The following is a 13,063-nucleotide window of genomic DNA, read 5'->3' as shown; positions in this document are numbered from 1 at the left end:
CTATTGTATAGTAGTGGTGGTAGTCATCGTGAAGAAACTAAGAATACCGAGACCAGCTAAAAGGATAAATGAGATTAAAGCGATATAGAGACAAATACGTCCAACTTGCTTTTTTTCGGGATCTTTACTGAAGAGCGAGATGATCCAAGTGATAATCCCGATTGGGGAAAATATAAAACTAAGAATATATAATAGTATTTTTTCAAATAAATTCATAAAAATCCCCCTTTTTGAAAGCTCTACATGTGCAGTTTTCTTCGTATTAGCGCTGCTGTTATGTAGGAAAGTACAGAATAAACAGCACTATAAACAATCCAAGCGTCTAAGTTTTGTAAAGCTAGGTGTATATCAAATCCCGAGACGATAATGAAAAATATAAGTGGAACAGTAAAAGAAATAATAATAGCAGCCCATTTGAATTTATATAGCAAGCCGCTAAAACAAATACATAGTAATGGCAAAGTGAAGAAAACAAAAGTAAAAGGGTTGATAAGTAATTGTAAAATACATATCACCTCGAAAGTTTTGTGTTTATTTCTAATTATATGGTCAACTACCCCCACTGAGATAAAGCGTTTCAGTGGGGGCTTGAGTTAGAACGCTAGGTCTTTTCGTCTATCGCTAGACAGTTGACGCTCTAGAATTCATGCCACCTTATGGTAACACCCCAAGTAAGTTTTTGGTTGGTACTAGAAACGAACAATCGTTTCCCCACTTGCACCACCCTTTCGAAAAAGAGCAGTTCTTCCTTATGGAAGAAGCCACCACTCAGATGAATCCGGCGTGTGCTACAAGCCCCGACAAGTCGAGTACACATGGATGGTTGACGCACCCACTAAGCTATGCGCGAAGCAACAGCCTTACGTGTTTGCACTTCTAATAGAATCGGCGTTTTCACTTTAAGATTTTCATCCAATTCTACAACTTTTGATTTTTGCAATGTATTCAATGCACCATTAATATCAGCATGGATACATGTTCCTGCTTTACTTTGGTACAGACCACGAGTGATTCGTTTGCCACTAAAGTGATAATGCGTCCTATCCTCCTTAGACCAAACTGGAACCTTATCTTTATCAAGAAAACTAGCTTTTGAAGTATAGCTTTCTTCTTGTTTTAAAAATCGGATGCCTTCTTTTATACATTTATTCTCAATCGCTGCAATCAGTTTATGAAACGGGATTTGAACAAATTTTTGATTATTCTTTTTTCCCATATCAGATTTTTGTTTCCAACCCGCGTTATACCCTACGACAACCGTATCTATGTTGCATGCTTTCACTTTTTTGAACAACAGGCCTACAGTTTGTGAAATGTAACCATTTATTTGTCGTTCTCGTTTATGCCAAAGTGCAGCCATTTGGTTCGTTACAACACGTTTTGAAAGTCCATTTTCCATATTTTTCAGTTGTAGATTACGTATCATTTTGTTGAAGTATTGGTTAATGGATTTAAGTTTTTTTCCATCAATTAAAAATGTATCACCTGTATTTGTCGCACAACTTACTAATCTGTCTACACCTAAATCGCAACTCAAAGCATTACTAGTAGTCGTGAATGGTTTCTTCATTTGAGAAACGTGCATCTCATATGTGTAATGCACCTCAAAGAACCGACCTTTTTGCTTCGGTACAATCTCAATGTAGGAGATTTTCTTATTTCTTACATTTTTAGGCATACGTATTTTAATGGAACCGAATTTTTTCCTGAATGCAACATTCATTGGAATCATCCAATACCCGTTATCATCCACCTTTGGAACTTGATAGATTTCAATAATTCGTTTGTCAGTTGAACGAGAATAATTCGGAAACTTAGGACGACCTGTGAAGGTTTCAGGTTTTTTCTTCCACTGTTCCAATGCTTTAAAAAAGCTTTTTACTTCTGTAAATAAGGCTCTACGAATCGCTTGAACAGAGTTTGATTGGACGCCCGAGTAGTTCATATCGGCTTGCATGGCAGTGTCCACTTCTTTTATAGTAGCCATCTTGTTATTATTCAGATAACTTTGTTTAATCGTGTACAATCCAACATTTCGCAACGCTTTTGAACTATGTGACATGCGTTGCAGTAAGCGGAATTCTTTAGCTGTAAGACAAGCTCGTCCGATATTCTGTTTCTGCGTGAATCGTTGCATGGTTTCTCTTTTCTTTTGTTTCCGTAATACTTTCACTGCTTTCTTTCTAACCATTGTTTTCACCACCTTTCGTAGAGAGTTCATTACTTTTGACAAATCAATATTTGAAACGGAACGGAACAAAATTTGAACATGGCCTTCATCATAATTCCTTTTGCCTCAAGTAACCAAATGATTATTATTATCCAATTTCGTTGTCTTACGATATATTCCCTCCTTATCTAGGGGCAGATTATATCGTAAGACAAAAGAAACAAATATTCGCCCCGGGAAAATTGTTATGAACGAAACAAAAGCGTTCAACCTACCTTCTGACGGCAATTCATCTCCACCTGAATTGTTGGGTTTCACCCGTAACACAAATCAGATGGAGTCTTCTTGCCAAAAAGGATAAAAAGGGAAATACTTCATCTTAGTTAAAAATATTCCGACTATTTCGACTGTGAATATTTCCAAGCTTGTCCGTATAAGCTAAAATAAGGTATATAGTATGTAGTTAATTATGTTATAAGAAGATAAACACGTAAGGGTGATATAATATGTGGCGGAAGCTTACCATTATTGTAGTGTTACTTTGTTTAGCGGGATATGCAGCTTATGAACAGTTTGGTAAAGAGGATCAAGTAATGCAAGAAAAGCCTGCCAAAAGTGAAGCTGCTATGAAAGAGATTTTCGCAAGGAACGGTATTGAAATTGGAAAGAGCGCACCAGATTTTGAATTAGCAAAGATAGATGGAACGAATGTAAAGTTATCCGAGTTAAAAGGAAAGAAAGTTATTTTAAACTTTTGGGCAACGTGGTGTGGGCCTTGTCAGCAAGAAATGCCTGATATGGAGGCCTTTTATAAAGAACATAAAGAAAACGTAGAAATTTTAGCTATAAACTATACTCCTTCAGAAAAAGGAGGGGGAGAAGAAAAGGTAAGGAACTTCGCTAAAGAAAAAGGAATTACTTTTCCTATTTTATTGGACAAGAACATTGATGTGACAACAGCGTATAAAGTAATTACCATTCCAACTTCTTATTTTATTGATACAGAAGGTGTCATTCAAGATAAGTTCATTGGACCGATGACGCAAAAAGAGATGGAGAAACGGATTGCTAAATTAAAATAACGGTGAAAAGGTAGAGGTGGAAAGTTACCATTTCTGCCTTTTCTTTTTCACGTAGTGATAGCAGCATGTTATGATAAAAGAAATATAAACGTTTAGAGGTAAAGGAGTGTTTGGAGTGGGGAATATATCCTTACCGTTAGATTATGTTGTAATTGATTTTGAAACAACAGGATTTAACCCTTATAATGATAAAATTATTCAAGTCGCAGCAGTGAAATATCATAATCATGAACTAGTAGATCAATTTGTTTCTTATGTGAATCCAGAGCGTCCAATTCCGAGCCGAATTACGAGTTTAACAGGTATTACGAATTATCGTGTTTCAGACGCACCAACAATTGCAGAAGTATTGCCTTTGTTTTTGGCATTTCTAGATACAAATATTATCGTGGCACATAATGCTTCTTTTGATATGCGTTTTTTAAAGAGTAATGTAAATATGCTTGGACTACCTGAGCCTAAAAATAACGTTATTGATACTGTGTTTTTAGCGAAAAAATATATGAAGCATGCGCCTAATCATAAACTTGAAACGTTAAAACGAATGCTTGGAATTCGCTTAAGTTCTCATAATGCATTTGACGACTGTATTACGTGTGCGGCTGTTTATCAAAATTGTGCAGCTGTTGAAGAAGAAGGAAAAAGAAAAGCGAATAAGGAAGTACTTGATGAAACAGCGGTATTTGAAGCGGTAAAAGAAATGCTTGTACGAAATAAACGTGATATTGATTGGATTCGTTGTATGAATGTTGGGAGTTATTTAGATATAAAAGCTTTTTACCCAATTATAAGGTTAAAGGTCAAAGGGCGAAAGAAATATGTGTTAACAGAAAAAATGGAAGACGATGTAAGAGAAATTTGTACGAGCTTAACATACGAGGCAGCATTGAAAAGTGAGATTGGCAACACGAGAATTATGATTGACAGTGTAGAGGACATTTTGAAGCTAGAGAGCTACATTGTAGAAGAATACGATTCTGTATTACGAGCGCTGGATGAATATAGAGCAAATAAAGTAAATGCGGATGAAGAAATTAAAAAATATTTAAATATGATGGTGTAAAAAATCCCATGTGCAATATATGCGCATGGGATTTTTTATCAAAACATAAAATTTTCTTGCAAATCTGATTAAAGAGTTTTTCATTTGCTCATACTATGTAATAAGAAAGCGTTGAAGAAAGGGTGAGCAACATGAGAAGAAGTCGCCGTAGATCGTTTGAAGAACTTGTAAATGAAAATAAACAACAATTATTAAGCGATCGTGATGCAATGGATCGAATTGAAAAACGAATTGAAAAACGTTATGAAATGAAACTTTTTAAGCAGGCTGAATAATTCTTAACACTAGTACGATACTAGTGTTAAGGAGGCGATAGTAATGGGTAATCCGAAAAAAAATTCAAAAGACTTTGCACCAAATCAAATTGGAACACAATCGAAAAAAGCTGGTGGCAATAAAGGGAAGCAAATGCAAGACCAAACTGGCAAACAACCAATTGTTGATAACGGTTAAAAAAAGGAGAATGTCATCATTCTCCTTTTTTCGCGTTTGGATAATATTGTAAAAATATTTAAAAAGCTGACTTTCGTCAGCCTTTTTTCGTAATTGTAAAGTTTTCAACGAGTAAACGCCAATTTTGTGGGAATGGTAGACCAATCTTCCAATAGCTAATACCGCCAATGCCTTGTTCTTTCATTAAATTGAATTTACTTTGAATAGACCTCGAATCTTCAAACCAAACCTCGTGTTGTACGCCGTTTTCATCAAAGTAATTAAAATGTGGAGCTTGGGCTGTGAAATCATAGCGGATAGGAACATTGTATTTACGAGCAAGTGCAACAGCTGCGACAGAGCTAACTGCTTTTGCGGGTGGATTCCCTTGTTTGAACGGAAGTTTCCAATCAAATCCATATAAATTTTGCCCCATCATAATTTTTTGTGGAGGCATTTGAGATTTTGCATATTGAAGTACTTCTTTCACAGGACCAATAGGGGAAATCGCCATTGGTGGGCCACCTTGCCAACCCCAGTCGTATGTCATAATGACGACGAAATCAACAATTTGTCCTTGTGCTTTATAATCGTGAGCCTCAAAAAATTTCCCTTTTTGATTGGAACTTGTTTTCGGTACAAGCGTTGTACTTAATGTGTACCCGCTAGGTAAGCGTGTTTTCACATTTCGTAAAAAACGATTATAGGCTTCGCGATCTTCAGGTGCCACACTCTCGAAATCGAAATGAATGTCTCGCATGCCATATTTTTCAGCTGTTTGCAAAATGTTAGTAATAAACTTGTTTTGAATTGTTGCATCGCGTAAAATAACCGAGGTCAGATCGGCACTGAAATTTCCATTTTCGATATTTGTAATAACGAGCATAGGGATGGTTTTACCTTGCGTTGCAATATTAGCGATTTTCGCTGTTTCGGTTGGTTCTTTTAATGTACCGTCTCTTTTTGCTTCAAAACTAAAGTAGGCTAAATATGTTAAAAATGGGTTGATAGCACGTGTAGCAGTTACTAAACTTTCTTTTATCGGTATTGTTGAAGGTTGTAAATAAGCAATGGATTCTACTGCTCGTTTTGTTCCTTTCGGTATATATAATTGCTGCCCGACATGGAGAATAGATTTTAATGAAAGGTTATTAACTTTAGCTAAACTGGCGAGAGGAACGTTATACGTTTGAGAAATTCGATAAAGGCTGTCGCCAGGCTGTACATAATAATTATTGCCTTTCGTATTAACGATAAGTGCCTGACCAACAACGAGTGTTTCGGCTGGATTTAGTCCATTGTCTTTTACAATCTCTTCAGGTGTAGATCCATATTTTGAGGCTAAACTATATACGCTATCACCGCTACGAACAGTTACAATTTGAATCATGTGCTTGCCCCTTTCGGTAAAAGATTCACTGTTTTTATTTTATTTTTGATTCCACTGTATTATGATTAAATGTATGCAAGGGAACAGAAGTGAAAGAAGGCGAATAGAAATGTTTGTAGCAGAACATGAAGTTGAAATCCGTTATGCGGAAACAGATCAAATGGGTGTTGTTTACCATTCAAACTATTTAGTGTGGCTTGAACTAGGGCGCACGAAACTTATACAAGATTTAGGATTTTCATATGTTGAAATGGAGAAAGAGGGAATTATTTCTCCTGTGTTAGACTTACAAATTTCATATCGTAAAGCGATGCGTTATGGAGAAAAAGCTATTGTGAAAACGTGGGTTGATACTGTGAGCCCGCTCCGCGTTGTATATGGATATGAAATTTATAATGGTGATGGCGAACTTTGTATTACTGCAAGCACGACGAATATTTGTGCGAAAAAAGAAGGGTTCCGCCCTGTATCATTTAAAAAATTATATCCTGAGTGGTATGCGAAATATGAGGAAATTAAAAAGAAATAAAAAAGCGTGGCAGAAGCCACGCTTTTTTATTTTTCATAATTAAATTGAGGGAAATCATCACCGTCGTTAAGTGTAACTAATAAATTATGTCCATCGAAGAACCACTCATCATCGCTTTCAATAAAGAAGTTAATACCTTCTTCTTGAGTTTGAACAGCAGGGTGCGCAGGGTCATCTTTACGAATACCTAAAGAAAGTCCTTTTTGCACAGTACTGCAACCGCCGTATTGTACGAAAAGGCGTATTGTTTCACCCGATTGTAAGTTTAATTCGTTTTTATACCATTGTGCTGCTTCTTTTGTTACGGAAAGATTCATGTATAGTTCCTCCAAATTATGTTGCTTTTTCTTTTAGTATAAAAAATAACGCAAAAAGACGCTATTAATATGCTTCACGTTTTCTTTTTGCGTTATGTGGGTTACGATCTTATTTTTGCTTTTTTGAAAAGTTTGCTTTTGGTTCAGTTTTATTTATAATTCGTCCGATATTTGCACGGTGTTTATAAATAACCATACCTGCTAATAAACACATCGCAATAATGAAGATTTTATCCCCGCTAACAATGGATGCAATAACAGCAACGACAGCTGTTATCATAGAAGAAAGTGATACGTATCTTGTTGTAAATAAAAGGCTGAAAAAGACAACAGCTAATATTGCAAAAACAACTGGTGAATAGCATAATAGCACCCCAGCAGAAGTTGCAACTGCTTTCCCCCCGCGGAATTTTGCGAAGATCGGATAGACATGTCCAAGAACAGCGGCTAATCCAAACCATAGTGGGTGAATATCTGACCCGAAAATAATCGGTAGACCTGTTGCTAATGTACCTTTTAAAATGTCAGCAATTGTTACGATAAAACCTGCTTTTTTCCCTAATGTACGGAATGTATTTGTTCCGCCTAGATTACCGCTTCCATGCTCACGAATGTCGATTCCATAACCAATTTTTCCAACGACTAATGCAAATGGAATCGAACCGAGTAGATAGGCAACGATAAATAAAAGATATGTAATAACCATGAGTTCAGTCTCCTTTATACAAATGTGTTGATAAAGGGTAAAAAGAGTTTTTCCCATTTATTGTACCATACATTTGTAAAGAGCACATTTCTTTTTTATAAATGAAAAAGTCATTAATTTTTAAAAAAACTTTCACAGGAATGTTACATTTTTCACAGGAACAGAAGAACTATATGTTGTATGATTTTAATCAAAAGACAACAACATGTTGGTGGAGGGTTATGAATGTTGAAACAAAATGTACGTGGAGAAGAATTAATGAAAGTATTTGAGACAATTATCCATGGTAATGAACAAGATTTAATGCAGGAAAATGCAAATGTAGATGGTCGATCTCCAATGGGAGTAATGGGAACGTTCGCATCTGAGAGCGCAAAGTATTATGCAGTAGAAAAATTATTATCAGATCAAGTGAAAAAAGCGATAGATCAAAATATATTATATCCACATGATTTAGATTTTTATGCAACAGGAACGACGACTTGTTCGCAAATTCCGTTAGCGCAAATGCTAGCTAACGGTTTTCATACTGGCCATGGACATATGAGACAACCGCAAGACATTAAAAGTGCGTTGGCGCTTTCTTCAATTATTTTTCAGGCGAATCAAAATATGCAGCACGGTGGTCAATCGTTTGCACTCTTTGATATTGACTTAGCTCAATATGTGAGAAAAACAGTAAAGAGACATAAAAAACGACTACAGTCATATCCGCTTACGAAAGAACAAATAGAGGAATTTGCATGGAAAGAGACAGAAAATGATACGTATCAGGCGTGTGAGGCTTTCGTTCATAATTCAAATAGTATGCATAGTAGAGGCGGGGGACAAGTACCATTTATTTCTATTAACTACGGAACAGACACATCGAAAGAGGGAAGACTTTTAATTAAGCAACTTTTAAAAGCGACGCAAGCTGGACTTGGTAAAGGGGAAACACCGATTTTTCCTATTCAAATTTTCAAAATGAAAAAAGGCGTGAACTTTGAAGAGTGTGATCCGAACTATGATTTATTTGAATTAGCATTAGAAACGACCGCTGAGCGATTATTCCCTAACTTTTCGTTTTTAGATGCTCCGTTTAATGCTGTGCATTATGACGGTCGACCTGAAAGTGAAGTATGTTATATGGGGTGCCGTACTCGTGTTATGTCTAATATACATGGGGAAGAAACAGCAATTGGAAGAGGGAATTTATCGTTTACTTCTATTAATTTAGTGAAATTAGCGCTAATTAGTGGTTCAAAAGAAGCGTTTTTTGAAGCGCTAAGTTATTATTTAGATTTAGGCGTTAAGCAATTATTAGAGAGATTTGCTTATCAATGTACAAAGAGAGCAAGAGATTTTCAGTTCTTATATTCACAAGGTGTATGGCGCGGTGGAGAGACGTTACAACCTGAAGATGCTGTGGCACCGATTTTAAAACAAGGGACGTTAAGTCTTGGTTTTATCGGTCTTGCAGAATGTTTAGTAGCGTTAACTGGAAAGCATCATGGAGAAAATGAAGAATCGTGGAAGCTTGGATATGAAATTATTTCCTTTATGAGAGAGAGAATGGATAAGGCGATGGAAGAACATCAACTCAATTTCTCTGTAATTGCAACGCCAGCAGAAGGGTTATCAGGAAAGTTTGTGAAAAAAGATAGAGAAGAATTTGGTGAGATTAGCGGTATAACGAACCATAATTACTATACGAATTCATTCCATATTCCAGTTTATTATAACATTCAAGCGATAAATAAAATTCGTTTAGAAGGACCTTTCCATGCCCTATGTAACGGGGGACATATTACGTATATTGAACTAGACGGAGCAGCTATGCATAACAAAAAGGCATTAAAGCAAATTGTGCAAGCGATGGCAGAGAATGGCGTTGGGTACGGTTCAATAAATCATCCTGTTGATCGTTGTAAGTGCTGTAGTTATCACGGAGTTATTGGGAATGAATGTCCAAGCTGTGGAAATGAAGATGAGGCTAATATAGAAAGAATTCGCCGTATAACGGGCTATCTTGTAGGAGATATGTCAAAGTGGAATAGCGCGAAACGCAGTGAAGAGATGGATCGGGTGAAGCATAAATGAAAGTTATGAATATCATTCATGATAGTGTAGTAGATGGAGAAGGGTTGCGGACAGTCGTGTTTTTTGCGGGCTGTCCGCATCGTTGTTTCGGATGCCATAACCCGAAATCTTGGAATGTTTGCAATGGAACTGAAATGACGGTAGAAGAAATTGTGAAAGAGATTGAAAGTAATTCATTAACAGATGTAACATTTTCAGGTGGAGATCCATTCTTCCAAGCTGCTGAAGTGAAAAAAGTAGCAAAAGCTGTGAAAGATTTGAAAAAAAATCTATGGATGTATACAGGTTATACGTTAGAAGAGATACAGAGTTCTCGAAATAATGATATGATAGAGTTGTTACAGTATGGGGATGTTTTAGTCGATGGAAGATTTGAAATCGAGAAAAAAGATTTAACACTTCCATTTCGCGGAAGCTCCAATCAACGTATTATTCGATTGAAAGAGTAAAAAGGCGGGATAGATTATATGAATAAAACAGTATTACTTGTTGAAGATGAAAGAAGATTACGTGAAATTGTTAGTGATTATTTTCGTAATGAAGGCTTTGAAGTAATCGAAGCGGAAGATGGAAAAAAAGCGCTAGAATTATTTGCTGAACATACAATTGATTTAATTATGTTAGATATTATGTTACCAGAAATAGATGGTTGGTCTGTTTGTAGACGAATTAGAAAAGAGTCAGCGGTACCAATTATTATGCTGACAGCACGTTCTGATGAGGATGATACATTACTAGGCTTTGAACTAGGGGCAGATGAGTATGTAACAAAACCTTTTAGTCCGAAAGTGTTAGTAGCTCGTGCAAAGACGTTATTGAAACGTGCGGATGGAGCAGTAGGAGTATCAGAAGAAAATACTATGTCTTTAGCTGGAATAGAAGTGAATCGACTATCTAGAACAGTTTTAGTAGATGGTGAAGAAATTATATTGACACATAAGGAGTTTGAACTTCTTGTTTATTTAATGGAGAACAAAGGAATTGTGTTGTCACGTCAACATTTATTAGATCAGTTATGGGGATATGATTACTACGGTGATGACCGAACGGTTGATACACATATTAAAAAACTGCGAAATAAGCTAGGAGATAAGGCGAAGCATATCGGCACTGTTATTCGAGTAGGTTACAAATTCGAAGAATAACCTTTAAGCTACTATGCATCCCGGCTTTGGGATATAGCAAATTTACACTCTCCTTTGTAGGTGGAATGTACAAAAAATACTTTTCTTGTCTACAATGGTAGATAGGAGTATTTTTTTAATTGGATTTCACGATGAGTTCACAAGAAGGACACAAAATGTGACTATACTGAAAGTACGAATTCACCAGGGAGGGGAAATAAAACATGGGATATTACGACGGACCGAATTTGAATGAAGAGCATAGTGAAACGAGAGAAGTGAAAAAATCAGGTAGTAAAAAAGGATATTTTTTCACAGGTTTAGTTGGAGCTGTAGTCGGGGCGGTTTCGATTAGTTTTGCAGCACCGTACATGCCATGGGTGCAAAATAATGATGCAGCTGTTTCGTCATTCAATTCTAATAAACAAGTAGAAGGAACTGTAGTTCCAGTTGTAAATAAAGCGAAAAATGAAACTGATTTACCGGGAATGATCGAAGGCGCGAAGGATGTTGTTGTAGGTGTGATTAATATGCAACAAAGTGTTGATCCATTTGCGATGCAGCCGACAGGTCAAGAACAAACAGCTGGTACAGGCTCAGGTGTTATTTATAAAAAAGCAGGAAATAAAGCATATATCGTAACAAATAACCACGTAGTAGATGGTGCAAATAAACTTGCCGTTAAACTAAGCGATGGAAAGCAAGTCGATGCAAAATTAGTTGGTAAGGACCCTTGGTTGGACTTAGCTGTTGTAGAGATTGATGGATCTAATGTGAATAAAGTTGCAAGTTTAGGTGATTCCAGTAAAATCCGTGCGGGTGAAAAAGCAATTGCAATCGGTAATCCATTAGGATTTGATGGAAGTGTAACGGAAGGTATCATCAGTAGTAAAGAGCGTGAAATTCCAGTTGATATTGATGGTGATAAACGTCCTGATTGGCAAGCACAAGTTATTCAAACAGATGCAGCGATTAACCCTGGTAACAGTGGTGGTGCACTATTTAACCAAAACGGTGAGGTAATCGGTATTAACTCAAGTAAAATAGCTCAGCAATCAGTAGAGGGTATTGGTTTTGCAATTCCAATTAACATTGCAAAACCAGTTATTGAATCACTTGAAAAAGATGGAGTGGTGAAACGTCCAGCACTAGGAGTCGGTGTCGTTTCATTAGAAGATGTGCAAGCTTATGCAGTAAATCAATTAAAAGTGCCAAAAGAAGTAACAAATGGAGTTGTATTAGGTAAAATTTATCCAATATCACCAGCGGAAAAAGCTGGTTTAGAGCAATATGATATAGTAGTAGCGTTAGATGATCAAAAAGTAGAAAATTCACTTCAATTCCGTAAATATTTATATGAAAAGAAAAAAGTAGGCGAGAAAGTAGAAGTTACATTCTATCGCAATGGTCAAAAAATGACGAAATCAGCTACGTTAGCAGATAATTCAGCTACTAAGAATCAATAATCGGAATAAAAGAAAGTCTCTTTCATGTTGAAAGAGACTTTCTTTATCGGATATACTAAAGGAATAGGAGGGATTAATTATGGCAATTGAAAACCCAACTCGTACGGAAATTGGTGAAGTATTAAAGAAAAGTAAAACGATTGCAGTTGTTGGATTATCAGATAAGCCAGAACGCACATCGTATATGGTTTCAAAAGCAATGCAAGATGCTGGGTACCGCATTATTCCAGTAAATCCAACAGTAGATGAAGTACTCGGAGAAAAGGCGGTTTCTTCACTGACGGATATTAAAGAACATGTTGATATTGTAAATGTGTTTCGTCGCTCAGAATTTTTAAAGGATGTTGCGGAAGAGTTTGTAGAGATTGATGCAGATGTTTTCTGGGCACAATTAGGAGTACAAGATGAAGATACATATAAACTTTTACAAGAAAAAGGCTACACAGTAATAATGGATCGTTGCATTAAAGTAGAGCATGTAATGACAAAATAGTATAGATTTTAAAGATAGAAAGATTGATTCAGCCCTCGCTTTTTACATAAGTAGGGCGGATGAACGAGGTGTTCATCATGAGATTTTTTAAAGGCTGTTTTTGGGGAGTATTACTTGTTATCCCATTTTGGATATTGATCATTTGGATCATGATAAAGGTTTGGAATGTATAATGTTGGAATACATATCCATTTCTCGTTGACAAACGA

At 36.3% G+C, this 13,063-nt stretch carries 15 protein-coding genes; 10 read left to right on the top strand and 5 right to left on the bottom strand.

The annotated features are described in order from the left end of the window. A complete protein-coding gene (locus tag MR155_RS15325) occupies nt 1-216 on the bottom strand; it encodes a hypothetical protein (protein ID WP_002121369.1) in 216 nt (71 codons plus the stop codon). A 619-nt stretch (nt 217-835) separates the two neighbouring features. Next, nucleotides 836-2,191 carry an RNA-guided endonuclease TnpB family protein gene (locus MR155_RS15320; RefSeq protein ID WP_242310435.1) on the bottom strand — a complete coding sequence of 452 codons (1,356 nt, stop codon included), beginning with the start codon at nt 2,189-2,191 and terminating at the stop codon, nt 836-838. Nucleotides 2,192-2,676: 485 nt separating this feature from the next. Between MR155_RS15320 and MR155_RS15315 the strand changes: the two genes are divergently transcribed. From MR155_RS15315 to sspN, 4 genes are all read left to right on the top strand, one after another. After that, on the top strand, nt 2,677-3,252 hold the full coding sequence (locus MR155_RS15315) for a TlpA family protein disulfide reductase (RefSeq protein ID WP_002087785.1): 576 nt from the start codon (nt 2,677-2,679) through the stop codon (nt 3,250-3,252). A 115-nt stretch (nt 3,253-3,367) separates the two neighbouring features. Then, on the top strand, nt 3,368-4,315 hold the full coding sequence (locus MR155_RS15310; protein ID WP_242310433.1) for a 3'-5' exonuclease: 948 nt from the start codon (nt 3,368-3,370) through the stop codon (nt 4,313-4,315). 131 nt (nt 4,316-4,446) lie between these two features. Continuing rightward, nucleotides 4,447-4,590: an FbpB family small basic protein gene (locus MR155_RS15305; protein WP_002014298.1), complete on the top strand. Its 144-nt coding sequence runs from the start codon at nt 4,447-4,449 to the stop codon at nt 4,588-4,590. Between the two features lie 43 nt (nt 4,591-4,633). Beyond that, nucleotides 4,634-4,768 carry an acid-soluble spore protein SspN gene (sspN, locus tag MR155_RS15300; protein WP_000527988.1) on the top strand — a complete coding sequence of 45 codons (135 nt, stop codon included), beginning with the start codon at nt 4,634-4,636 and terminating at the stop codon, nt 4,766-4,768. A 76-nt stretch (nt 4,769-4,844) separates the two neighbouring features. On the opposite strand, the gene MR155_RS15295 is transcribed toward sspN, so the two are convergent. After that, a complete protein-coding gene (locus tag MR155_RS15295; RefSeq protein WP_002014302.1) occupies nt 4,845-6,137 on the bottom strand; it encodes a glycoside hydrolase family 18 protein in 1,293 nt (430 codons plus the stop codon). Between the two features lie 109 nt (nt 6,138-6,246). Between MR155_RS15295 and MR155_RS15290 the strand changes: the two genes are divergently transcribed. After that, nucleotides 6,247-6,666 carry an acyl-CoA thioesterase gene (locus tag MR155_RS15290; protein ID WP_000495812.1) on the top strand — a complete coding sequence of 140 codons (420 nt, stop codon included), beginning with the start codon at nt 6,247-6,249 and terminating at the stop codon, nt 6,664-6,666. A 26-nt stretch (nt 6,667-6,692) separates the two neighbouring features. Here MR155_RS15290 and MR155_RS15285 read toward each other — a convergent pair whose 3' ends face one another. Together MR155_RS15285 and plsY are read right to left on the bottom strand one after the other, a co-directional pair. After that, nucleotides 6,693-6,983 carry a HesB/YadR/YfhF family protein gene (locus MR155_RS15285; RefSeq protein ID WP_002014303.1) on the bottom strand — a complete coding sequence of 97 codons (291 nt, stop codon included), beginning with the start codon at nt 6,981-6,983 and terminating at the stop codon, nt 6,693-6,695. A gap of 109 nt (nt 6,984-7,092) precedes the next feature. Then, nucleotides 7,093-7,689, bottom strand: a complete 597-nt coding sequence (plsY, locus tag MR155_RS15280; RefSeq protein WP_002014306.1) for a glycerol-3-phosphate 1-O-acyltransferase PlsY — start codon at nt 7,687-7,689, stop codon at nt 7,093-7,095. Nucleotides 7,690-7,914: 225 nt separating this feature from the next. Here plsY and MR155_RS15275 point away from each other — a divergent pair, with 225 nt between their 5' ends. From MR155_RS15275 to MR155_RS15255, 5 genes are all read left to right on the top strand, one after another. Then, nucleotides 7,915-9,771, top strand: coding sequence for an anaerobic ribonucleoside triphosphate reductase (locus MR155_RS15275; protein WP_242310431.1), 1,857 nt, complete (start codon nt 7,915-7,917; stop codon nt 9,769-9,771). Then, the gene (gene nrdG / locus MR155_RS15270; protein WP_002137702.1) at nt 9,768-10,220 is read left to right on the top strand and encodes an anaerobic ribonucleoside-triphosphate reductase activating protein; all 453 of its coding nucleotides are present in this window, start codon (nt 9,768-9,770) and stop codon (nt 10,218-10,220) included. Before MR155_RS15275 ends, nrdG begins: the two co-directional genes overlap by 4 nt. An 18-nt stretch (nt 10,221-10,238) precedes the next feature. Next, nucleotides 10,239-10,916, top strand: a complete 678-nt coding sequence (locus MR155_RS15265; RefSeq protein WP_002087776.1) for a response regulator transcription factor — start codon at nt 10,239-10,241, stop codon at nt 10,914-10,916. Between the two features lie 203 nt (nt 10,917-11,119). Beyond that, nucleotides 11,120-12,361, top strand: a complete 1,242-nt coding sequence (locus MR155_RS15260; RefSeq protein WP_016092072.1) for a S1C family serine protease — start codon at nt 11,120-11,122, stop codon at nt 12,359-12,361. A gap of 79 nt (nt 12,362-12,440) precedes the next feature. Continuing rightward, nucleotides 12,441-12,854, top strand: coding sequence for a CoA-binding protein (locus tag MR155_RS15255; RefSeq protein WP_016092071.1), 414 nt, complete (start codon nt 12,441-12,443; stop codon nt 12,852-12,854). Nucleotides 12,855-13,063: the final 209 nt, after the last annotated feature.

The organism is Bacillus cereus group sp. BfR-BA-01331 (assembly GCF_022663915.1).
In the GTDB taxonomy this organism is placed as follows: Bacteria; Bacillota; Bacilli; order Bacillales; family Bacillaceae_G; genus Bacillus_A; species Bacillus_A mycoides.
The sequence above is the reverse complement of the archived record's forward strand: the minus strand, read 5'-3'. Positions and strand labels throughout refer to the sequence as shown.